Raw genomic sequence first — 22,938 nt, 5'->3', positions numbered from 1 at the left:
ATGCCTCTCGCGTCCTATCAGACATCGGTTCCGGTGGTCGTCGACGACGCCAAATGCATCGCCGACAAGGGCTGCACCGTCTGCGTCGACGTCTGTCCGCTCGACGTGCTTCGCATCAGCGACATGACCGGCAAGGCCTACATGGCCTACGACGAGTGCTGGTACTGCATGCCCTGCGAGGCCGACTGCCCGACCGGCGCCGTCACCGTCAATATTCCCTATCTGTTGAGGTGATCATGTCGAGCCCGTTCGAATCCTACGACGATCTCGAAGACGCCGACGAGCGGCTTCAGGCCGCCGATCCGGCCGAACGCCGCGTCGCCATCATCGCGCTCGGCCATTCCGGCGATCCCGCCGCCGTCGCGCTTCTCGCCAACATGGTCGCCGATCCCGATGCCGGCGTGCGCCAGCAGGTGGCGATGGCGCTTGGCGAGTTCGACGGGCCGGAGGCTGCGAATGGGCTGGTCAAGCTGCTGGTCGATCCCGAAAGAATCGTGGCGGCTGCCGCGGCCGACAGCATGGCCGAATTCAAGGATCCCGCCTGCGCTGAAGTCATTCTTCCGCTGGTCAAGCACGCCCACGCCTTCGTCCGCATGGGCGCGCTGCGCGCGCTGAAGGAGCTGCGCTGCAAGGACACGCTGAAGCCGGCGCTGGAAGCGCTCCTGGATCAAGATGCGGCCGTTCGCGTGCAGGCGATCGGCGTGATCGGCTTCCTCAAGCTGGAGGAATCCATCCCCGCGCTGACCGCGCTGATCAACGATCCTGACGCCCATGTCCGCCGCGCCGCAGTGAGCGCGCTGGCCTTCTCGCAGCTGAAGCCCGCGGCCGAGACGATCACACGCGGGCTGAAGGATTCGGACTGGATGGTGCGCGAGATGGCCGCGGAAACGCTGGGCCTCAACGTCAACGGTTCGCTCGCGGCCGATCAGCTTGTCGGCGCGCTCGCCGACGAGTTCTGGCAGGTGCGGCTGAAGGCGATCCGCAGCCTCGGCAAGATGAAGATCGAGCGCGCGGTACGCCCGATCGGCAATTGCATCAAACACGACCAGGCCAATTTGCGGAAGGAGGCGGCCGCCGCGCTCGGCGAGATCGCCCATCCCGACGGCGAGGCGTTTCTGGCCGTCATCGCCGACGATGCCGACCCTGACGTCCGCAAGAACGCGCGCTGGGCGCTCCAGCAGATCGCGGCGCGCAAAGCGCGAGCAGGCGCATAAAGGCCCGGGCAGGGGCATAGCGGCTCTTCGCTGCCGGTCTGGACTTCCCCTGCCAGACGTTTATTGGTCTTCGCCAATGGGATCGGCTGCTATTTCAGCGTGGCCGATCCGAGAAAGAGCGAGGACGCGGCCATGACGACACTGTCTGTAAAAGATCTTCTCCCCGAGGATGGAACGAAGGGGACGCTGGTCGGCCGCGTCTGGCTGCCGCAGGCGAACGGCCCGGCCGTTGTCGCCGTCCGTGGAGACGGCGTCTTCGACGTCACCGCCAAGTTTCCGACCGTCAGCGCGCTCTGCGAGGAAGACAATCCGGCCAAGGCGCTCGCCGCGGTCAAGGGCGAGCGCATCGGCGATCTCGAAGCGATCGTGGCCAACACGGCGCCAGATGGGCGCGATTCGAAAAAGCCGTGGCTGCTTGCGCCCCTCGATCTCCAGACCCTGAAGGCCGCCGGCGTCACCTTCGCCATCTCGATGCTGGAGCGCGTCATCGAAGAGCGCGCCAAGGGCAATCCGGCCTCGGCCGAAGCGATCCGGAAAGAAGTGACGCGGCTGATCGGCGACGATTTGTCGAAGCTCAAGCCGGGCTCCGACCAGGCGATGCATTTGAAGCAGGTGCTGATCGATCAGAACGCCTGGAGCCAATATCTCGAAGTCGGTATCGGTCCGGATGCCGAGGTCTTCACCAAGGCGCCGACGCTGTCGTCAGTCGGCACCGGCATGGATGCCGGCCTGCATCCGAAGTCGACCTGGAACAATCCTGAGCCCGAGCTCGTGCTGTTCGTCTCGAGCCGCGGCAAGATCGTCGGCGGCGCGCTCGGCAACGACGTCAATCTGCGCGACTTCGAGGGGCGTTCAGCGCTGCTGTTGTCGAAGGCCAAGGACAACAACGCCTCCTGCGCGATCGGGCCGCTGCTGCGCCTGTTCGACGACACCTTCACACTCGACGACGCCCGCAAGCTCGACATCAGCCTGAACGTGAAGGGCGCGGACGGTTTCGTTCTCGACGGCCATTCCTCGATCAGCATGATCAGTCGCGATCCCACGGACCTCGTCGAGCAGACGATCGGCAAGGTGCATCAATATCCCGATGGCTTCGTGCTGTTCCTCGGCACGATGTTCGCACCCGTCAAGGATCGCGATGCGCCGGGGCAGGGGTTCACCCACAAGCGCGACGACATCGTCACGATCGCAGCACCCCAGCTCGGCAAGCTCATCAACCGCATGCGCACCAGCGACGAGTGCGAGCCCTGGACGTTTGGAATCGGCGCGCTGATGAAGAACCTCGCGCAACGGAAGCTGATTTAGCTCCGCTACCCTTCGCCTCTCCCCGCACCCGGGGAGAGCCGGATTGCATCGAAGATGCAATCCGGGTGACGCGGACTCTCCGCGAGTCGATTTGGTCGACCTACGCCGAACTCTATCCACACCGTCATTGCGAGCGCAGCGAAGCAATCCAGAGTCCCTGCGTGGACAGTTTCTGGATTGCTTCGCTGCGCTCGCAATGACGCGGAGGAGAGATTGCGGGCCGCACATATTCCTTCATCTCCCCGTTGCATCCACGGAACAAAATCGCGCTGGGCGTGTCATTGAACCGTCCATCCCGCCAAATCGAAGTTTCGCGCGAATAGTCAAATAATATGACTAGTCGGAACTCATCTTCCGTGAAATAGTCCCTCCCGCCGCCTCAAAGGCCGGCCTGCGGGTGCCATGCTACCGATCGGCGCTCGAGATAACACAAGATGACTTCTTGGGAGATACGCCTGATGACCCTCAAAGCCCTCTTTGCGGCCAGCGCCACGGCCGCGTTGCTGCTCGCGCTGCCGGCCAGCGCCGCCGAGCTCACCATCGGCTTCTCGCAGATCGGATCGGAATCCGGCTGGCGCGCGGCCGAGACGTCGGTCTCCAAGCAGGAGGCTGCCAAGCGAAAGGTCAATCTCAAGATCGCCGACGCGCAGCAGAAGCAGGAGAACCAGATCAAGGCGATCCGCTCCTTCATCGCGCAGAATGTCGATGCGATCTTCCTTGCACCTGTGGTCTCGACCGGTTGGGACTCGGTGCTGAAGGAAGCCAAGGAGGCCAAGATCCCGGTCGTGCTGCTCGACCGCGACATCGATCCCTCCGGCAAGGAGCTCTATCTCACCGCCGTGACCTCGGACAGCGTGCATGAAGGCGAGGTTGCCGGCGACTGGCTGGCCAAGACCGTTGGCGGCAAGGCCTGCAACGTCGTCGAATTGCAGGGCACGGTCGGCGCCAGCGTCGCCGCCAACCGCAAGAAGGGCTTTGACACCGCCATCGCCAAGCATGCGAACCTCAAGGTGGTGCGCAGCCAGACCGGCGACTTCACCCGCGCCAAGGGCAAGGAGGTGATGGAGAGCTTCATCAAGGCCGAAGGCGGCGGCAAGTCGATCTGCGCCGTCTATGCGCACAATGACGACATGATGGTCGGCGCGATCCAGGCGATGAAGGAAGCCGGCCTCAAGCCGGGCAAGGAGATCCTCACCGTCTCGATCGATGCGGTCCCCGACATCTTCAAGGCTATGGCCGCCGGCGAAGCCAACGCCACCGTCGAGCTGACGCCGAACATGGCCGGCCCCGCGCTCGATGCCGTCGCGGCCTTCAAGGACAAGGGCACGGTGCCGCCCAAGTGGATCCAGACCGACTCCAAGCTCTATACAGCGGCCGACGATCCGCAGAAGATCTACGACAGCAAGAAGGGCCTCGGTTACTGAGGCGGCGCCGCGCTGGACCGCTCCCCCGTGGTCCGGCGCTCCCCCTTCGAAACCGCTGCGCGAACGAATAGGCTGGGTGTCCGCGGCATAAGCGGACGCCGGTGGGAGTGACGTCGTTATGGAGAACAGCCCCGATCCTGCTCCTTCCCTGCTGGAGGTGCGTGGGATCAGCAAAAGCTTCGGTGCTGTGCGTGCGTTGCAGGAGGTCGACTTCACGCTTCGTGCCGGCGAGATTCATGCGTTGCTCGGTGAGAACGGCGCCGGAAAATCCACGATGATCAAGGTGATCACCGGCGTATTCCCTCGCGATGCCGGCATTGTCCGGCTCGGCGGCGAGGAGGTCGCGCCGCGCTCGGCCAAGGCCGCGCTCCAGGCCGGTATCGCCACCGTCTACCAAGAGGTCAATCTGCTGCCGAATCTCTCGGTCGCGCAGAACCTGTTCCTCGACCGACAGCCGATGCGCTTCGGCATCGTACGTGAAGGCGAGATGCGGCGTCGCGCCAAGGCGCTTCTCACGGACTTCGGCCTCGATATCGACGTCGCCGCGCCGCTCGGCAGCTATTCCGTCGCCATCCAGCACGTCACCGCGATTGCGCGGGCCGTCGATCTCTCCGCGCGCGTGCTGATCCTGGACGAGCCGACCGCGAGCCTCGACCGTCACGAGGTCGAGATTCTCTTCGGCATCATGCGCCAGCTCGCCAAGCGCGGCATCGGCATCGTGTTCGTCAGCCACTTCCTCGATCAGGTCTACGAGATCTCCGACCGCATCACGGTGTTGCGCAACGGCCGCCTGGTCGGTGAGCGCGAGACCGCCTCGCTGCCGCGGCTCGAGCTGATCCGGATGATGCTCGGCCGCGAGCTGGCCGAGACCACCAGCGCCCGCGCGTCGGCGGGAGAGCATCAGGCGCGCGAGGTCTGCGCGAGTTTCGAGAACTACGGCAAGGCCGGCTATGTCGCGCCGTTCAATCTCGAGCTGCGCCATGGCGAGGTCGTGGGTCTCGCCGGCCTGCTCGGCTCGGGCCGGACCGAGACGGCGCGGCTGGTGTTCGGCGCCGAGCGCGCCGATGGCGGGCAGGCGAGGGTGGAGGGGGCGCCCGTGCGGCTGCAGTCGCCGCGCGACGGCGTGCGCCACGGCTTTGGCTATTGCCCGGAGGAACGCAAGACCGACGGCATCGTCGCCGAGCTCACCGTGCGCGAGAACATCGTGCTCGCGCTCCAGGCCAAGCGCGGCCTGCACCGGCCGCTGTCGCGCCGCGAGCAGGACGAGATCGCAAGCCGCTACGTCAAGATGCTCGACATCCGCCCGCCCGATCCGGAGCGCGCCGTGGGGCTGCTGTCCGGCGGCAATCAGCAGAAGGTGCTGCTGGCGCGCTGGCTCGCGACCTCGCCGCGCCTCCTGGTGCTGGACGAGCCGACCCGCGGCATAGACGTCGGCGCGCATGCCGAGATCATCCGCCTGATCCGCGAGCTCTGCGACGACGGGCTGGCGCTGCTCGTGATCTCCTCCGAGCTGGATGAGATCGTGACCTATTCCGACCGCGTCGTCGTGCTGCGCGACCGCGCCCATGTCGAGGACCTCGCGGGCGAGGCGATCGACGTCGGCAACATTCTCGCGGCCATTGCCGCCGATGGAGCCGCTGTCGCGCATGAGGGCCGGGCATGACAGCGCTGTTGCCGCGCCGCGGCCTTGCCCAGATCCTCGCGTTGATCGTCATCCTGGCGGTTGATCGCATCGTGTCGCCGCAATTCTTCGATCTGCGCCTTCAGGACGGCCGGCTGTTCGGCAGCCTGATCGACGTGCTCAACCGCGGCACGCCGGTGGCGCTGCTTTCGCTCGGCATGGTGCTGGTGATCGCGACGCGCGGCATCGATCTGTCGGTCGGTGCGATCATGGCCATCTCCGGCGCGATCGCGGCGAGCCTTGCCGACACTCACAGTCTGGCCGTGGTCCTCGCGGCCGCGCTCGGCGCTGGCCTGATCTGCGGGTTGTGGAACGGATTTCTCGTCGCGGTGCTCGGCATGCAGCCGATCGTGGCGACGCTGATCCTGATGGTGGCAGGACGCGGCATCGCGCAGCTCATTACCGAGGGGCGTATCGTGACCTTCTCCTCGCCGGATCTGGTCTGGCTTGGCAATGGCGCGGTGCTCGGCGTGCCGATGCCGGTCGTGATCGCCTTGGGCATGCTGATTCTCACTGGCGCGGTGGTACGCGGCTCGGCGCTCGGATTGCTGATCGAGGCAACCGGCGGCAACGCGCGGGCGAGCGAGCTTGCTGGCGTCGGCACGCGTGCGATGATCCTGGCTGTCTACGTCTGGTGCGGCATCTGCGCCGCGCTCGCCGGCGTGATCGCGGCGGCCGACATCATGGGCGCCGATGCCAACAATGCCGGCCTCTGGCTCGAGCTCGACGCCATCCTCGCGGTGGTGATCGGCGGCACCTCCCTGTTCGGCGGCCGTTTCAGCCTCGTGCTGGCCGTGCTCGGTGCGTTGATCATCCAGACCATGAACACCGGCATTCTGCTGTCCGGCTACCCGCCCGAATTCAATCTGCTGGTCAAAGCGGTGGTGGTGATGACGGTGCTGCTGCTGCAATCGCCGAAATTTTCAGGGGTTGCCGGCATCGCCGCGCGGCTGCGGAGGTCCAAAGCATGAAAGGCCTGCCGCCCGTCCTCATCACCGCCATCGTGCTCGTTGCCGGCTTTGCGCTCTGCGCCGTGCAATTCCCCAACATCGCCTCGACCCGCGTGGTCGGCAATCTCCTCACCGACAACGCCTTTCTCGGCATCGTCGCGACCGGCATGACCTTCGTCATCATCTCCGGCGGCATCGACCTCTCGGTCGGCTCGGTGATCGGTTTCACCACGGTGTTCGTCGCGCTTGCGATCGAGCGCTGGGGCGTGCCGCCGCTGCTTGCCTTCGTCGCGATCCTCGCGCTCTCGGCGGCCTTCGGAGCGGCGATGGGCGCGGTGATCCATGTCTTCGACCTGCCGCCGTTCATCGTGACGCTGGCGGGGATGTTCCTGGCCCGCGGCGCGAGCTTCCTGCTCTCGACGGAATCGGTGCCGATCACCGCGCCGGTCTATTCCACCGTGTCGGATTTCGCGCTGCGGATGCCCGGCGGAGGGCGATTGACGGCGATTGCCATCATCATGCTCGTGATCGTGATCGGCGGCGCCTTGCTGCTGCATCTCACCCGGTTCGGCGCCAATGTCTATGCGCTCGGCGGCAGCCGGGCGACCGCGAGCCTGATGGGCGTTGCCGTCGGCAAGATGACGGTGAGGATCTACATGCTGTCGAGCCTGCTCGCGGGCATCGCCGGCATCGTGTTCTCCTTCTACACTAGCGCCGGCTATTCGCTCTCCGCCGTCGGCGTCGAACTCGACACCATCGCGGCCGTCGTGATCGGCGGCACGCTGCTCACGGGCGGGCAGGGCTCGGTGATCGGCACCTTCCTCGGCGTGCTGATCCAGGGCCTGATCCAGACCTACATCAATTTCGACGGAACGCTGTCGAGCTGGTGGACCAAGATCGCAACCGGCGTGCTACTGTTCGCCTTCATCGCCTTGCAGCAGGGGCTGGTCGCGCTCGCGCGGCGGCCGGCGGCGAAGCGCGCAGGAGCAGCCACATGACGTCGCGCATCGTCGTCATCCCGACGCGCCGGGCTCACTCCAACCATGCGGAAGTGGCCCGCTCGATCGGCGTCGACATCATCGCCGGCCGCTACGCCGAGGGAACGCGCCTGCCTGGTGATGCCGAGATGATTGCGATGTTCGGCGTGTCGCGGCCGGTGCTGCGCGAGAGCGTGAAGACTCTGGTCGCCAAGGGGCTGCTCACCACCAAGGCCCGCGTCGGCACAGTCGTACGCGAGCGCGCCGCCTGGAACATGTTCGACGCCGACGTGCTGGCCTGGCATCTGGATGCCGGCATCGACAAGCGTTTCCTCAACGACCTCGCCGAGATTCGCCTCGCGGTCGAGCCGCGTGCGGCCATGCTGGCGGCGGCGCAGCGGTCCGAGGACGACCTCGCCGAGCTCCGTCGTTGCATGGACCGCATGCGGTTTGAGGCTTCCGATTCCGTCGGCTTTGCCGACGCCGACCTCGCGCTCCATGTTGCGGTGGCGCGTGCTTCGGGCAATCTGTTCATGCGTTCGATCGGCCACGTCATCGAGGCCGCCCTGCGCGCCTCCTTCCTGCTCAGCGCACCGGTCGAGCCGGAGGACCGCGACACCGTGCTGCTCTGGCACCAGAAGATCGTCGATGGCATCGCCGCCGGCGACGCCCAGACCGCCTCGGAAGCGATGGTTTATGTCATTCACAACGGTATGCGCCGCCACGAGGCCGAGGCGCTGCCGTCCGCGGATATTGGAGAAAAAGCGTGACCGAACTTCGCATTGCCATCGTCGGCTTCGGCAAGATCGCGCGCGACCAGCATGTCGGTGCGATTGCTGCGACGGCGGGCGCGACGCTCGCGGCCGTCGCGAGCCGCAACGCATCGCTGCCGGGCGTGCCGCATTTTGCGACCATCGAGGAACTGCTGGAAAAGGGACCGCCGATCGATGCCGTCTCGCTCTGCACGCCGCCGCAGGTACGGCGCGCCCAGGCCGCCGCGGCGCTCGCTGCCGGCAAGCACGTGATGCTGGAGAAGCCGCCCGGCACCGGCGTCGCCGAGCTCGACCCGCTGATCGCGATGGCGGAGGAAGCCAAGCGAACGCTGTTTGCGACCTGGCATTCGCGCTATGCTCCCGCGGTCGAGCCGGCGCGCGAGTGGCTTCTCACGCGGCAGATCAAGTCTGTGCACATCAACTGGAAGGAAGACGTTCGCGTCTGGCATCCCGGGCAGGGCTGGATCTGGGAGCCGGGCGGGCTCGGCGTGTTCGATCCTGGCATCAACGCGCTCTCGATCCTGACCCGTATTCTGCCCCGGCCGGTGTTCGTCACCGCGGCCGAGCTGGCCTTTCCAGCCAATTGCCAGGCCCCGATCGCCGCGAACCTGACGCTGACCGACATTGGCGGCCTGCCTGTGACCGCCGAGTTCGATTTCCGCCAGACCGGACCGCAGAGTTGGGATATCCTCGTCGAAACGGACCAGGGCCAAATGACGTTGTCCGGCGGCGGCCGGCGCATGGCGATCGACGGCAAGACCGTTGCCGAGGCGCCGGACCAGGAATATCGCGAGCTGTACGGGCGCTTCGTCAAGCTCACCGCGACCGGCGCGCGCGACGTCGACCTGGCGCCGCTGCGTCTCGTTGCCGATGCCTTCCTGCTCGGCAAGCGTAACATCGTCGAACCGTTTGTGGACTGAACATGGCTGGCTCAAAAATAACAAAAGACATCTTCGGAACGCTGCCGGACGGCCGCAACGTCGAGCGCATCGTGCTGCGCGGGGAGGGCGGGTTCGAAGCCCGCATCATCACCCATGGCGCGGTGATCCAGGCGCTCATCGCACCGGACGCCAAAGGCGGTTACGACGACGTCGTGCTCGGCCATGACGCGTTCGCCGGTTATCTCGCCGAACGAAAGTTCTTCGGTGCCACCGTCGGCCGCTACGCCAACCGCATTGCCAACGGACGATTTTCGCTGGACGGCGAAACGGTGCAGCTTCCGGTCAACAACGGTCCGAATGCGCTGCACGGCGGCCTCGACGGGTTCGATCGCAAGCTCTGGGAGATAGCCGCCATCGATGACGGCGCGGAGCCGGGCGTCACGCTCACCTATTCGAGCCCGCATGGCGAAGAAAACTATCCCGGCCGGCTCGACGTGCGCCTGACCTATCGCGTCACCGGCCCGGCCGAGCTGTCGTTGACGATGGAGGCGCGAACCGACCGTCCGACCATCGTCAACCTGACCAATCACAGCTTCTTCAATCTGGAAGGCGCGACCTCAGGCACGCCCATTCTCGACCACAAGCTGACGGTCGCCGCCGAGCATTTCCTCGCCATCGATCCCACCGCCATTCCGTTGCCTGAGCCGCCGCGCGCGGTGGCCGGAACGCCGTTCGACTTCCGCGACGGCGAGGCCGTCGGCGCGCGCATCCGCGAGAGCGATCAGCAGTTGCGGAACGGCAAGGGCTACGACCATACCTACTGCCTCGGGCGTGACGGCAAGCTTGCTTTCGCGGCCCGGCTGGAGGCGCCGCGTTCGGGGCGCATCATGGAGCTCCTGACCAATCAGCCCGGCCTTCAGGTCTATTCCGGCAACTATCTCGACGGCACGATTTCGGGCAAGGGCGGTAAGCTCATCCGGCAGTCGGATGCCATGTGTCTCGAGCCGCACATCTGGCCGGATGCGCCGAACCGGCCGGATTTCCCGAGCCCGCGCCTCAATCCCGGCGAGGTCTACCGCCATCACACGGTCTATCGCTTTGGAGTGAGGACGCCATGATGGAAGAGGTGCCGACCTCGGTTCTCTCGGACGATCCATGCCATCTCGGCGAGGGGCCGACCTATGATTTGAGCAGCGACACGGCCTGGTGGTTCGATATCCGTGAGGGGCGGCTGTTCGAGGCCCATCTCGGCAGCGGCAGCATTCGCGTCCACGCGCTCGGCCGGATGGCGAGCGGTCTCGGGCGCATCGACGCCGAGCGCCAGTTGATCGTCGCCGAAGACGGCCTCTACGTCCGCAAGCTCGCTGACGGCGCGTTGACGCTGGTCTGTCCGCTTGAAGCCGACAATCCCGGGACGCGCTCCAACGATGCCCGTGTGCATCAGTCCGGCACGTTCTGGATCGGCACCATGGGCCGCAATGCGGAAGCAGGAGCCGGCGCGATCTACGCGTTCCATCGCGGCAAGATCTCGATGCTGTTCCCCCGCATCACCATTCCCAATTCGATCTGTTTTTCACCTGATGGTGCGACCGGCTACTTCGCCGACACCGCGCGCGCCGTGCTCTACGCCGTTCCGCTTGATCCGGCGACCGGCTTGCCGCGAGGCGAGCCGGACGTTCTGTTGCGCCACACCGGCATCGGGGGCCTCGACGGCTCGGTGTGCGACGCCGACGGGCAGATCTGGAACGCCTGCTGGGGTGCGGGCCGGGTCGATGTCTACTCTCCGCAAGGCGAGCGCCTGCGCTCGCTGCGCGTGCCGGCAAAGCAGTCGAGCTGCCCGGCCTTCGTCGGCCCTGATCTGTCACGCCTCCTCGTCACCTCGGCCTGGCAGGATATGGACGCGGCGGCGCGCGCTGCCGATCCGCAAGCCGGCTGCACTTTCCTGTTGCAGGCATCTGCGCGTGGCCGCGCGGAGCCTGACGTCAAGCTCGCATAGGAGGCTCGAAGCCGCACACGACCAACGTTCTCGACGAAACGAAGAAACAGTCTGACACCCAAGGGAGTAAAACATGCTGAAACTGAAGACGACATTCCTCGCGCTGGCGCTGGCCGGCGCAGCGACGATGGCCTCAGGCGTCACCGCCTCCGCCCAGGATAAGGCGACGGTCGGCATAGCCATGCCGACGAAATCGTCGGCGCGCTGGATCGACGACGGCAACAACATGGTCAAGGTGCTGAAGGAGCGCGGCTACAACACCGATCTGCAATATGCCGAGGACGACATCCCGAACCAGCTCTCGCAGGTCGAGAACATGGTAACCAAGGGTGCGAAAGCGCTGGTGATCGCCGCGATCGACGGCACCACGCTGTCCGACGTGCTCAAGCAGGCGAAAGCAAAAGGCATCACCGTGATCGCCTATGACCGCCTGATCCGCGGCACGCCGAATGTCGACTATTACGCGACCTTTGACAATTTCCAGGTCGGCGTGCTGCAGGCGGAATCGCTCGTGCAGGGGCTCGGCCTCAAGGACGGCAAGGGCCCATTCAACATCGAGCTGTTCGGCGGCTCGCCCGACGACAACAACGCCTACTTCTTCTACAACGGCGCGATGAGCGTGCTGAAGCCGTACATCGACAGCGGCAAGCTCGTCGTCGTCTCCGGCCAGATGGGCATGGACAAGGTCGCGACGCTCCGCTGGGACGGCGCCACCGCACAGGCGCGCATGGACAATCTGCTCAGCGCCTACTACGGCAACAAGAAGGTCAACGCGGTGCTGTCGCCCTATGACGGCCTCTCGATCGGCATCATCTCATCGCTGAAGGGCGTGGGCTATGGCAGCGCCGGCCAGCCGATGCCTGTTATCTCGGGTCAGGATGCCGAGGTGCCCTCGATCAAGGCGATGCTGCGCGGCGATCAGTACTCGACCATCTTCAAGGACACCCGCGACCTCGCCAAGGTGACCGCCGACATGGTCGACGCCGCACTCGCCGGCAAGCAGGTCACCGTCAACGACACCAAGACCTACGAGAACGGCGCCAAGACGGTGCCGTCCTATCTCTTGAAGCCGGTCGTGGTCTACAAGGACAATTGGGAGAAGACTCTGGTCGACAGCGGCTACTACAAGAAGTCGCAGTTCCAGTAAGCTTCTTTCTTTCCCCTCTCCCCGCTTGCGGGGAGAGCCTCTTCTCCCTCTCCCCGCAAGCGGGGAGAGGTGAACTAGCAGCGATCGAGGGATGTGAAATCATGACCGTCATGCTGGAGATGCGCAACGTCAGCAAGAGCTTTTCAGGCGTGCAGGCTCTGCGTGACGTGAACTTCTCGGTCGAGGCCGGGCAGATCCACGCGCTTGTCGGCGAGAACGGTGCCGGCAAATCCACACTGATGAAAGTGCTCAGCGGCGTCTACCCGGCCGGCAGCTACGAGGGCACCATCGTCTTCGAGGGCGAGGAGCGCCGCTTCCGCGACATCAACGATTCCGAGGCGCTCGGCATCATCATCATCCACCAGGAGCTGGCGCTGATCCCGCTGATGTCGATCGCGGAGAACATCTTCCTGTCGCATCCGCCGTCAAAATTCGGCGTCATCGATCGCGACGAGGTCTACCGGCGCACGCGCGAGCTGCTCGCGCAGGTCGGCCTGAAGGAATCGCCGGATACGCTGATCACCGACCTCGGCGTCGGCAAGCAGCAGCTGGTAGAGATCGCGAAGGCGCTGTCCAAGCGGGTGCGGATGCTGATCCTGGACGAGCCGACCGCGAGCCTCAACGAGGCCGACAGCGCCGCGCTGCTCGAACGCCTGATGGCCTTCCGCGAGCAGGGCATCGGCTCGATCCTGATCTCGCACAAGCTCAACGAGGTGGCCAAGGTCGCCGACCACATCACCGTGCTGCGCGACGGCCGCACCGTCGACAGCATCGACTGCCGCAGCGAGCCGATCCAGGAAGACCGCATCATCCGCAGCATGGTCAACCGCGATCTCGCCCATCGCTTTCCCGAGCGCAGCGCGAAGATCGGCGCGCCTGTCCTGACCGTCGAGAACTGGTCGGTCTATCACCCCATTCATCCCGAGCGGCAGGTGATCAAGAACGTCAATTTCGGCGTGAAGCGCGGCGAGGTCGTCGGCATTGCCGGGCTGATGGGCGCCGGCCGCACCGAGTTTGCCATGAGCCTGTTCGGCCGCTCCTGGGGCACCACTATCAGCGGCCGGATCCGGCTCGAGGGCAGGGAGATCGTGCTGCCGAGCGTCGCGGCTGCGATCGACGCCGGCCTTGCCTATGTCACCGAGGACCGCAAGCAGCTGGGCTTGATCCTGGCCGATGACGTCCGCAAGAACATCACGCTCGCCAGCCTCGACCAGGTCGCACCCGGCCGGGTGATCGACGACATCGCCGAGCTGAAGGTTGCCAGCGACTACCGGAGCCGCATGCGCATCCGCTGCTCCGACGTGTACCAGGAGACCGGCCAGCTCTCCGGCGGCAACCAGCAGAAAGTGGTGCTGTCGAAATGGCTGATGACCGATCCCAAGGTCCTGATCCTGGACGAGCCGACCCGGGGCATCGATGTCGGTGCCAAATACGAGATTTACTGTATCATCAACGAGCTTGCGGAGGCCGGGCGCGGCGTCGTGGTGATCTCCTCGGAGATGCCCGAGCTGCTCGGTATCTGCGATCGCATCTGCGTCATGAACGACGGCGCCTTCGTCGGGGAGTTCAAGGGCGCAGAGGCGACGCAGGAGAAGATCATGCGCGCCATCATGCGCAACGAACGAAGCAACGGAAACGGCGTGCCTGAGGCCGCGGAGATGGGAGGATTGCAGCCATGACCGACAAGACGGTGTCGCTGCCCGAGGAGCGCCGGACCGGCAGCTTCATCAAGAACAATTTGCGCAATTACGGCATGCTGATGTCGCTGATCGCGATCATGCTGTTCTTCCAGGTCATGACCGGCGGCACGCTGCTCCAGCCGCTCAACCTGACCAATCTGGTGCTCCAGAACAGCTACATCGTCATCATGGCGCTCGGCATGCTGCTCGTGATCGTCACCGGCCATATCGACCTCTCGGTGGGGTCGGTCGCGGGCTTCGTCGGCGCGGTCGCCGCCCTGCTGATGGTGACGTACAAGGTCGACTATACGCTCGCCTTCATCGCCTGCCTCGTGGTCGGCGCTGCGATCGGCGCGGCGCAGGGCTATTGGGTCGCGTATTTCAAGATACCATCTTTCATCGTGACCCTGGCCGGCATGCTCGTGTTCAAGGGACTTGCGCTGGCGGTGTTGCAGGGGCAGTCGCTCGGGCCGTTTCCGCCGACTTTCCAGAAACTGTCATCGGGCTTCATTCCGGAGTTCCTGCCCGAAGCGGGCACGCTGCATCCGACCTCGATGCTGATCGGCGCCGTGCTGGCGCTGGGGCTGGTCTATGCCAGCGCCAAGAGCCGCGCGCGCGAGCAGTCGCACGGCATCGAGGTTGAGCCTTACGCGTTCTTCCTCGGCAAGAGCGTGGTGCTGGCCTGCGCCGTGCTCTACTTCACCTACCTGATCGCGACCTATCGCGGCCTGCCGAACGTGCTGGTGATCATGAGCGCCTTGATCGCGCTCTACGGCTTCGTCACCCGCCGCACCGTGATCGGCCGGCAGATCTATGCGGTCGGCGGCAACGCCAAGGCGGCAAGCCTGTCGGGCATCAAGACCGAACGGTTGACCTTCCTCACCTTCGTCAACATGGGCGTGCTCGCGGCTCTCGCCGGCCTCGTCTTTGCCGCGCGCCTCAACACCGCGACGCCGAAAGCGGGCCTCGGCTTCGAGCTCGACGTCATCGCTGCCTGCTTCATCGGTGGCGCCTCGGCCTATGGCGGCGTCGGCCGCGTCGGCGGCGCGGTGGTCGGCGCCATGATCATGGGCGTGATGAACAACGGCATGTCCATCCTCGGCATCGGCATCGACTATCAGCAGGTCATCAAGGGCCTGGTGCTGTTGGGCGCGGTGTGCATCGACGTGTATAATCAGCGGCGGTAAGCGCAAAATCACGTCGCGGGGGAGGCTCTGGCGCCGCCCCGCCAGGCGACTACAATTTTCGTCAATTTCGATCATGGCATCGCGACCGGAACCGATGCCTCGCGATGACCATGATTTGGGGGCTAGATCCGGGGGTGCCGAGCAGGGCACGGGCAGGGCAGCACCAGTGGCGGCTCATATCCACGAGATGACAGACGATGAATTTGAGGGCCGGCTTCGCATCCTCTTGCGCATCGTTTCCGCCTGCACCCTCGGGCTAGGCTCCTTTGCTGCAGGTTTATTGATCGGCGCCTTTGTTCTGTTTTGAACGAGGCGATTCACTCCAGAGCCTCGGAGCGAGAGGCGCCGGCGCGTCTTGTTGATCTAGATCAACCGATCGCCAATTCCGTGCTAATCTCATGTGGTCGACGCAAGGGACCACGGGGAACCTGAGTGACGAGTACAGTGAGGTCATCGCCGGCTTCGGAAGTGATGCTGGTCTCGACTTTGCCGGCGTTGCAGCTGATCTACGACACCGCCCCGATCGGGTTGGCCTGTCTGTCGCCGGACTGCCGCTATTTGCTGATCAACCAGCGTCTGACCGAGATCTGCGGCATATCCATCGAAGGCCATCTTGGACATACGGTCAGGGACTGCGTGCCGGCCCTGGCGGGTTCCGTCGAGCAGATTGTGCGCTCGATCGTCGCGACGGGCGAGCCCGTGATCGGTATCGAGGTGGCGGGGCAGCGGGCCGATCAGGTCGAGGAGCGTTCCTGGGTTACTTATTGGCACCCGCTGCGAATGCCGGATGGCGAGATTGTCGCGGTCAACGTGGCGGCGGAGGAGATCACCGAACGCAAGCGCGCCGAGCGGGAGATTCACAGCGCCAGGGACGCCGCCGAGACCGCGCTTCGCCATCTGCGCGATATCCAGGACACCCTGATCGAGGCGGAAAAGCTGGCGGCGCTCGGGCGCATGGTTGCCGGTGTCGCGCACGAGATCAACACGCCGCTCGGCAGCAGTCTGACGGTGGCATCGACGCTCCAGCGCAAGGCGGAGCAGTTCGCGGCGGAGGTCGCGCGGGGTAATCTCAAGCGCTCGACACTGACGGGGTTTCTGGAACTGGTCAGCGATGCGTCGGCGCAGCTGGTCACGAATCTCGGTCGCGCCGCCGAGCGGGTGCAATCCTTCAAGCAGGTGGCGGCTGACCAGACCGAGTCACTTCGGCGCAGCTTCGACGCAGGCGAGCTGACCGGCCAGGTTCTGTCGCAGTTCGAGCGGCAGTTGCGGGTGCGCGACATCGCGTTCAGCCTCCACTGCGAAACGAATCTCGCCATGGACAGCTATCCCGGGCCTTTCGGCCAAGTGCTCACCAACCTCGCAGTCAATGCGATGACGCACGCGTTCTCCGATGGTGAGACCGGGACGATCAACGTCTCGCTCCGTGCGGTCAATGATGACCACGTTGAGCTGCTGTTTGCTGATGACGGCTGCGGCATGGCTCCCGATGTGGAACGGCGGGCCTTCGACCCATTCTTCACCACGCGCCGGCACGACGGCGCCAGCGGCCTCGGTCTGCATATCGTGCACAGCATCGTCGTCGACCGGCTGGGTGGGCAGCTCCGGCTCGAGAGCCTGCCCGGCGCGGGGACGCGGTTTCAGCTCATCCTGCCGAGAATAGCGCCCGACCGGCGATAGCTGATCGTCTCCTCATCGGTAGTGCCCGGCTACTGCGTCGTGAACAGCACCGTCGCGATCGCGACGGAGAGGCTCACCGCCGATACCGTCGCCACCGTCGACAGCACGCCCATGCGCCGGAGCGCGATGGCGAAGGCGATGATGATGGGTGTCGCGGTCATTAGCCCGATCTGTGCATCGCTCATGTCATTGCTCACCGCTCTTTGCGAACCCTGAGTCTGTTCGTACCGCGCTCCGGCGAGCGGGACGTTGCGTCGGCGCAAACATCTCCGCCGGTGGCCCCCCAGTTTGTCCTGCGACAAATTCCGAACTGGACGGTTGAGCTAAGTCTGGCCGGTGTCCTGATCCGGAAAGACGATGTCTGCGGCCGATTGCGAACAACAGGGAACCGGCTGGGGAATCTTGGAAGATCTCCCCGGCGATCCCATGATCTGGGTGCTGATCTTCAGCGAGCTCGTCGCCTTCGGCCTGTTCCTCGGCGCCTTCGTCGTTGCCCGGGCGATCCATCCCGTTGTGTTCGCGGCGGGGCAGGCGGCGCTCAACGCGAATCTCGCCGGCCTCAACACAATCGTGCTGGTGACCAGCGGCTGGGCCGCGGCGAGGGCGACCAGATCTGCGCGCGCCAGTGAAAAGCGGGCATCGCGCCGCTGGCTACTGATTGCCATGGCGCTCGGCGGCTTCTTCATCGCCATCAAGCTCGCCGAATATGCCGAGGAGATCGGTCGCGGCGTTGGCCTCGAGACCAGCCCGTTCTTCACGCTCTACTTCCTCCTGACCGGCTTCCATCTCCTGCACGTCTGCCTCGGCATCATCATCCTTGCCGTGGTCTGCCGCCGCGCCGAGATCTCGGGCGTCGAGACCGGCGCCGCCTTCTGGCACATGGTCGATCTGGTCTGGATCGTCATGTTCCCGATCCTCTATCTGGTGCGCTGATCATGCCCGGCCGTCTCGACATCACCTGGCTCGTGCTGATCGGCCTCGCGCTGGCGACGGTGCTGCTGCCACAGCTGGTGCCGAGACCGCTGCTCGGCGACGCTTTGTTGCTGACCTTCGCCGCCATCAAGGGCCGCCGCATTGCGCTTGATTTCATGGATCTCCGCGCGGCGCCGGCGCTCTGGCGCGGTCTGGTGAGCGCATGGATCCTCATCGTGGTGTTGTTTGCCTGGCTCGCCTCCGCCGTCATCGCATTGATCTGACGCCGTCAACGCAGCGCTCATTGCGCCCGGACAAAGACCCGTCGGCACCAATCGGCAAGATACAGCATCACTGCTTCCTCACGACTGGACTCACAACGGAAAGGACTGGCAATGGCTGAACGCCTGACCAAGTCGGCGGCTCGAAACGTCTTCTACGGCGGCTCGGCCTTCTTCTTCGCCATCTTCTTGGGGCTGACGGCGCACAGCCACTATTACATGGCCACGACTTCGACGGACGCGGCCACGCTGACGTCGTCGGTCGCGCGCGGCAAGCATGTCTGGGAGAAGAACTCCTGCATCAACTGCCACACCTTGCTGGGCGAGGGCGCCTATTTCGCCCCCGAAGTCGGCAATGTCTGGGATCGTTGGGGCGGCAATGAGGATCCGGCCGGTGCGCGCGAGACCTTGAAGGCCTGGATGCAATCGCAGCCCTCGGGCGCGGAGGGCCGGCGCCAGATGCCGCAGTTCAACCTCACTGACCAGGAACTGAACGATCTCGCCGACTTCCTGCAATGGACCAGCAAGATCAAGCGCCAGGAGTGGCCGCCGAACAAGGCCGGCTGACGCCTTCCTCTTTCAGGGCCTTGCCTCTTTCAAGACCTTGCCTCTTTCAAGACAGAGAGAACCCGAAATGAAATATCAGACCCAGAAAGTCGCGATGCTGTATTTCTACGGCGCGCTGACGCTGTTCCTGGCGCAGGTCCTGTTTGGCCTGCTTGCTGGAACCATCTACGTACTGCCCAACACGCTGTCGGTGCTGCTGCCGTTCAACATTGTCAGGATGATTCATACCAACGCGCTGATCGTGTGGTCGCTGATCGGCTTCATGGGCGCGACCTACTTCCTGCTGCCTGAGGAAACCGAGACCGAGCTTTACAGCCCGCTGCTCGCAAAGATCCAGTTCTGGATGTTCTTCGGCGCAGCCGGTGTGGCCGTGGTCGGCTATCTCTTCCACTACCACGAAGGCCGCGAATTCCTCGAGCAGCCCTTCATCATCAAGATCGGCATCGTGGTCGTCTGCCTGATGTTCCTGTTCAACGTGACGATGACGGCGCTTAGGGGACGCAAGACGACGGTCACTAACATCCTGTTGTTCGGCCTGTGGGGCGTTGCGATCTTCTTCCTGTTCGCCTTCTACAATCCGGCCAATCTCGCGGTCGACAAGATGTACTGGTGGTATGTCGTTCATCTCTGGGTCGAGGGCGTCTGGGAGCTGATCATGGCGTCCGTGCTCGCCTATCTGATGATCAAGCTCAACGGCATCGACCGCGAGGTGGTCGAGAAGTGGCTCTACGTCATCATCGGCCTTGCGCTGTTCTCGGGCATTCTCGGCACCGGCCACCATTTCTACTGGATCGGCGCGCCAGGTTACTGGCAGTGGATCGGCTCGCTGTTCTCCACGCTGGAGGTCGCGCCCTTCTTCACCATGGTGATCTTCACGGTGCAGATGACCTGGAAGGCCGGCCGCAAGCATCCGAACCGCGCCGCGCTGCTGTGGTCGGTCGGCTGCTCGGTGATGGCATTCCTCGGCGCCGGCGTCTGGGGCTTCCTGCACACGCTGTCGTCGGTGAACTACTACACCCACGGCACGCAGGTCACCGCCGCACATGGCCATCTCGCCTTCTTCGGCGCCTATGTGATGCTGAACCTGTCGGTGATGGCTTATGCGATCCCGCAAATCAAGGGACGTGCGCCCTATAACCAGTGGCTCAGCATGACCAGCTTCTGGATCATGTGCACGGCGATGATGACCATGACCTTCGCGCTGACCTTTGCCGGCGTGATTCAAGTCCATCTCCAGCGCGTGCTTGGCCAGAGTTACATGGACGTGCAGGACCAGCTTGCCTTCTTCTACTGGGTGCGGCTCGGCTCCGGCGTGTTCGTCGCGATCTCGGCATTGATGTTCGTCTGGGCGGTGCTGGTGCCCGGCCGCGAGAAGCAGGCGACTATCTCGGGCGCCCTGCAACCGGCCGAATAAACGCAAGGCGGCCGCGCAGTCGCGGCCGCCTTTCCAGAATGATTTCCGGAGAAGAACCATGACAGCAGCACTTCACGCCCTGGCGGCACCCGCGCTCGTGCTCCCGGCTTACGTTCCGAGCGGCAACGAATGCGCGCTGTTCGAGCACGCCTGGCGGCACCAGCTCCCGGTCCTGCTGAAGGGGCCGACCGGCTGCGGCAAGACGCGCTTCGTCGCCCACATGGCGGCGCGGCTAGGACTGCCGCTTCACACCGTCGCGTGCCACGACGATCTCACCGCCGCCGATCTTACCGGCCGCTACCTGCTAAGGGGCGGCGACACCGTATGGACCGACGGTCCGCTGACACGGGCGGTGAGGGAAGGCGGCATCTGCTATCTCGACGAAGTCGTGGAGGCGCGCAAGGACGTCACGGTGGTGCTGCATCCGCTCACCGACGACCGCCGTATCCTGCCGCTGGAGCGGACCGGTGAGGAGCTGGTCGCGCCGAAGAGCTTCATGCTGGTGGTCTCCTACAATCCCGGTTACCAGACGCTGCTGAAGGCGTTGAAGCCGTCGACGCGTCAGCGCTTCGTCGCCGTCGAGTTCGGCTTCTTAGCCCCGGAGCAGGAGATCGCGGTGGTCGCGGCCGAGAGCGGGCTCGCACCCGACTATGTGCGGCCGCTGGTCCTGCTGGCCGGCCGGCTGCGCGCGCTGAAGGGGCACGACCTGGAGGAGGGCGTTTCGACCCGTCTCGTGGTCTATTGCGCCACCCTGATTGCGGCGGGAGCCTCAATTACGGATGCGGTGCTGGCCGGCATGATCGAACCGCTCACCGATGACGCAGACGTCAAGGCGGCGCTGCTCGACGTCGCACGCGCCGTGATGTCCTGAGGGGGATGCGATGCTCGATTTCCTCGAGCTTGAAGAAACCGTCGGCCGAGCCTGGCATCGCCTGGTCGGCGGCACCGCGAGCTATCAGGCCCATGCCGAACACGCGGTGTCGCTCGCGGAGGTGCGCAGCCGGATCGCAATCATGTTCCGCGCGCTTGGCGGAGAGACGGGCGTGCAGATCGCGAGCGCGAGTGCCCGTCGGACCGGGCATCGGCTTGGATGGCGTCAGCGCATCGGGCTCGGCGACGAGCGGCTCGCGCAACCCGGGCGTGACGCCGCGACGATCTTCCTGCCCGACAACATCGCGATCTTCGCCGATCGCGGGCTGAATGCTGCGCTGTACCGGTGGCTGGCCGCGTGGTTTGCCTTTGCACCGGTCGACGTGATCGCGGAGGCCGATCCGCTGCGGCGCGATCTGCTGACGCTGCGCCGGACCAGCGAAGTCGCGGTGCTTGTGCTCACGGAATGTCCCGGCCTTGCCGAAGACTACGCCCGGCTGGCCGCGGCCACGGCCATGGCGCGGCCGCACCGGCCATTGCCGCGCATCGAGCAGGACATGGAGCAGATCGTGCTTGCTCTGCTCGGCGCCGATACGCCGCCGGTGGGAAAGCTGTGGCCGGCGATGATGGGGACGGGGCCGCTGCCGGACAAGGCGCCGCCCGGCTATCGTTCGATCCTGCCATGCCCGCTCTGGGGCGATTGCTGGACACGGGCGCTGTCGCCCGCACATGCGGGTGACGACGCGTGCGTGCCGACCGCTGCACCAGTGCCATCGGACGATCGCAAGCGTTTTGCCGTCCGCGAGCGCGAAGACGGTACCGATCGCCGCGATCCTTTCGTGCTCAATCGCTTTGAAAAGATCCTCGCGATGGCCGAGATGATCAATGTCGACCGCCCGGCTGACGACAGTGAGGACGAGGATGCGCGGAAGGCAGCCGACGACCTCGAGGAGATCACGCTCAGCCGCCGCAGCGGCAAGCCGGCGAGCCGGCTCAAATTCGATCTCGACCTGCCGCCGGAAGCCCTCGATGTATCGCCATTGAACGCCGACCTGAGCTATCCCGAATGGGACTATCGCAGCAGCTCCTATCTGCCCGATCATTGCCGTGTGCTCGCGGGTGCGGCCTCCGAGCTGGGTGAGGGCTGGACGCCTGATGACGCCATGCGTCGGCACATCCGCCAGGTGCGCCGCCGCTTCGAGGTGTTGCGGCCGCGTCATGAATTGATGCGCGCCCAGGCCGATGGGCACGACCTCGATCTCGACGCGCTCGTGCGCGCGCGGTGCGATCTCCGCGCCGGAAGTGGCGGGGGCGGTCTCGATCGGGTCCATGTGGCGATGCGACCGCGAGGGGACGATCTTGCCGTCACGCTGCTCGTGGACGTCTCGCTTTCGACGGATGCGTGGGTCGACGGTTATCGGGTGCTCGACGTCGAGAAGGAGGCGCTGCTGGTGCTTGCGCACGGCCTGTCGGCCTGCGGCGATCACCACAGCATCCTCACCTTCACCTCGCGCCGGCGTTCCTGGGTGCGGCTCGAAACGGTCAAGGCCTTCGGCGAGCCGATGAGTGGCGCGATCGAGCGCCGGATCGGCGCGCTGAAGCCTGGCTATTACACACGGATCGGTGCGGCGGTACGCCACGCCTCGGCCGAGCTGGCGCGCCAGCCGCAGCGCAAGAAGTTGCTGCTCGTTCTCACCGACGGCAAGCCGAACGACGTCGATCATTATGAGGGGCGCTTTGCGGTCGAGGACACCCGCAAATCCGTGCAGGAGGCGCGGCGGCTCGGCATCGCGGTCTTCGGCGTGACGGTCGATGCGACGGCGCAATCCTACGTCCCGACGTTGTTCGGCCGCAGCGGCTACGCCATCGTCGGCAACATCCGTCGACTGCCTGCGGCGCTGCCGGCGATCTATCGACAGGTCGCCCATTGACCCCGGAGAACCCGCATATGTCCTCCACCGGGTGAACTATTGCTCAAAGTGTGGGTATATGATCGAATGGCC

At 65.0% G+C, this 22,938-nt stretch carries 22 protein-coding genes; 21 read left to right on the top strand and 1 reads right to left on the bottom strand.

The features are described from left to right. The 15 genes from AB7531_RS30940 to AB7531_RS30870 all read left to right on the top strand — a co-directional run bounded on the left by AB7531_RS30940 (position 1) and on the right by AB7531_RS30870 (position 16,891). Positions 1 to 234: a 4Fe-4S dicluster domain-containing protein gene (locus tag AB7531_RS30940; RefSeq protein WP_008141081.1), complete on the top strand. Its 234-nt coding sequence runs from the start codon at positions 1 to 3 to the stop codon at positions 232 to 234. 2 nt (positions 235 to 236) lie between these two features. Further along, positions 237 to 1,214: a HEAT repeat domain-containing protein gene (locus tag AB7531_RS30935; protein WP_063984487.1), complete on the top strand. Its 978-nt coding sequence runs from the start codon at positions 237 to 239 to the stop codon at positions 1,212 to 1,214. A 132-nt stretch (positions 1,215 to 1,346) separates the two neighbouring features. Beyond that, entirely contained in the window at positions 1,347 to 2,519 is a 1,173-nt protein-coding gene (locus AB7531_RS30930; protein ID WP_063986538.1) for a fumarylacetoacetate hydrolase family protein, read from the top strand. Positions 2,520 to 2,977: 458 nt separating this feature from the next. After that, positions 2,978 to 3,943: a galactofuranose ABC transporter, galactofuranose-binding protein YtfQ gene (ytfQ, locus tag AB7531_RS30925; RefSeq protein WP_063984486.1), complete on the top strand. Its 966-nt coding sequence runs from the start codon at positions 2,978 to 2,980 to the stop codon at positions 3,941 to 3,943. Between the two features lie 118 nt (positions 3,944 to 4,061). Beyond that, complete coding sequence (locus AB7531_RS30920; protein WP_063984485.1) at positions 4,062 to 5,606, top strand: sugar ABC transporter ATP-binding protein; 1,545 nt, start codon at positions 4,062 to 4,064, stop codon at positions 5,604 to 5,606. Further along, positions 5,603 to 6,595 (top strand): ABC transporter permease, encoded by a 993-nt coding sequence (locus tag AB7531_RS30915; protein WP_063984484.1) that lies wholly within the window; start codon positions 5,603 to 5,605, stop codon positions 6,593 to 6,595. Before AB7531_RS30920 ends, AB7531_RS30915 begins: the two co-directional genes overlap by 4 nt. Further along, positions 6,592 to 7,572: a galactofuranose ABC transporter, permease protein YjfF gene (gene yjfF / locus AB7531_RS30910; RefSeq protein WP_071915510.1), complete on the top strand. Its 981-nt coding sequence runs from the start codon at positions 6,592 to 6,594 to the stop codon at positions 7,570 to 7,572. The genes AB7531_RS30915 and yjfF overlap by 4 nt, the downstream gene beginning before the upstream one ends. Then, entirely contained in the window at positions 7,569 to 8,321 is a 753-nt protein-coding gene (locus AB7531_RS30905) for a FadR/GntR family transcriptional regulator (RefSeq protein WP_028150313.1), read from the top strand. Before yjfF ends, AB7531_RS30905 begins: the two co-directional genes overlap by 4 nt. Further along, complete coding sequence (locus AB7531_RS30900) at positions 8,318 to 9,244, top strand: Gfo/Idh/MocA family protein (protein WP_063984482.1); 927 nt, start codon at positions 8,318 to 8,320, stop codon at positions 9,242 to 9,244. Before AB7531_RS30905 ends, AB7531_RS30900 begins: the two co-directional genes overlap by 4 nt. A gap of 2 nt (positions 9,245 to 9,246) precedes the next feature. Continuing rightward, positions 9,247 to 10,323, top strand: coding sequence for an aldose epimerase family protein (locus AB7531_RS30895; protein ID WP_063984481.1), 1,077 nt, complete (start codon positions 9,247 to 9,249; stop codon positions 10,321 to 10,323). Next, on the top strand, positions 10,323 to 11,201 hold the full coding sequence (locus tag AB7531_RS30890; RefSeq protein ID WP_063984480.1) for an SMP-30/gluconolactonase/LRE family protein: 879 nt from the start codon (positions 10,323 to 10,325) through the stop codon (positions 11,199 to 11,201). Before AB7531_RS30895 ends, AB7531_RS30890 begins: the two co-directional genes overlap by 1 nt. Positions 11,202 to 11,274: 73 nt before the next feature. Continuing rightward, positions 11,275 to 12,348, top strand: a complete 1,074-nt coding sequence (gene chvE, locus AB7531_RS30885) for a multiple monosaccharide ABC transporter substrate-binding protein (RefSeq protein WP_063984479.1) — start codon at positions 11,275 to 11,277, stop codon at positions 12,346 to 12,348. A gap of 101 nt (positions 12,349 to 12,449) precedes the next feature. Continuing rightward, a complete protein-coding gene (gene mmsA, locus AB7531_RS30880) occupies positions 12,450 to 14,027 on the top strand; it encodes a multiple monosaccharide ABC transporter ATP-binding protein (protein WP_063984478.1) in 1,578 nt (525 codons plus the stop codon). Continuing rightward, positions 14,024 to 15,214, top strand: a complete 1,191-nt coding sequence (gene mmsB, locus AB7531_RS30875; protein ID WP_063984477.1) for a multiple monosaccharide ABC transporter permease — start codon at positions 14,024 to 14,026, stop codon at positions 15,212 to 15,214. The genes mmsA and mmsB overlap by 4 nt, the downstream gene beginning before the upstream one ends. Before the next feature lie 471 nt (positions 15,215 to 15,685). Then, the gene (locus tag AB7531_RS30870; protein ID WP_084795230.1) at positions 15,686 to 16,891 is read left to right on the top strand and encodes a sensor histidine kinase; all 1,206 of its coding nucleotides are present in this window, start codon (positions 15,686 to 15,688) and stop codon (positions 16,889 to 16,891) included. A gap of 29 nt (positions 16,892 to 16,920) precedes the next feature. On the opposite strand, the gene AB7531_RS30865 is transcribed toward AB7531_RS30870, so the two are convergent. After that, the gene (locus AB7531_RS30865; RefSeq protein WP_085965373.1) at positions 16,921 to 17,076 is read right to left on the bottom strand and encodes a hypothetical protein; all 156 of its coding nucleotides are present in this window, start codon (positions 17,074 to 17,076) and stop codon (positions 16,921 to 16,923) included. Positions 17,077 to 17,248: 172 nt separating this feature from the next. Here AB7531_RS30865 and AB7531_RS30860 point away from each other — a divergent pair, with 172 nt between their 5' ends. From AB7531_RS30860 to AB7531_RS30835, 6 genes are all read left to right on the top strand, one after another. After that, on the top strand, positions 17,249 to 17,824 hold the full coding sequence (locus AB7531_RS30860; RefSeq protein ID WP_063984475.1) for a cytochrome c oxidase subunit 3 family protein: 576 nt from the start codon (positions 17,249 to 17,251) through the stop codon (positions 17,822 to 17,824). Positions 17,825 to 17,826: 2 nt separating this feature from the next. Continuing rightward, on the top strand, positions 17,827 to 18,087 hold the full coding sequence (locus AB7531_RS30855; RefSeq protein ID WP_063984474.1) for a cytochrome C oxidase subunit IV family protein: 261 nt from the start codon (positions 17,827 to 17,829) through the stop codon (positions 18,085 to 18,087). Positions 18,088 to 18,198: 111 nt separating this feature from the next. Next, positions 18,199 to 18,651 carry a c-type cytochrome gene (locus AB7531_RS30850; protein ID WP_063984473.1) on the top strand — a complete coding sequence of 151 codons (453 nt, stop codon included), beginning with the start codon at positions 18,199 to 18,201 and terminating at the stop codon, positions 18,649 to 18,651. Positions 18,652 to 18,718: 67 nt separating this feature from the next. Further along, positions 18,719 to 20,065 carry a cbb3-type cytochrome c oxidase subunit I gene (locus AB7531_RS30845; protein WP_063984472.1) on the top strand — a complete coding sequence of 449 codons (1,347 nt, stop codon included), beginning with the start codon at positions 18,719 to 18,721 and terminating at the stop codon, positions 20,063 to 20,065. Between the two features lie 58 nt (positions 20,066 to 20,123). After that, positions 20,124 to 20,936, top strand: coding sequence for a CbbQ/NirQ/NorQ/GpvN family protein (locus AB7531_RS30840; RefSeq protein ID WP_063984471.1), 813 nt, complete (start codon positions 20,124 to 20,126; stop codon positions 20,934 to 20,936). A gap of 10 nt (positions 20,937 to 20,946) precedes the next feature. Next, on the top strand, positions 20,947 to 22,866 hold the full coding sequence (locus tag AB7531_RS30835) for a nitric oxide reductase activation protein NorD (RefSeq protein WP_063984470.1): 1,920 nt from the start codon (positions 20,947 to 20,949) through the stop codon (positions 22,864 to 22,866). The last annotated feature ends 72 nt before the right edge of the window (positions 22,867 to 22,938 follow it).

The sequence above is a fragment of the Bradyrhizobium sp. 63_E2_N1_3 genome, from assembly GCF_052076005.1.
GTDB classification, from domain to species: domain Bacteria; phylum Pseudomonadota; class Alphaproteobacteria; order Rhizobiales; family Xanthobacteraceae; genus Bradyrhizobium; species Bradyrhizobium barranii.
This window is presented reverse-complemented; position numbering and strand designations above follow the sequence as displayed.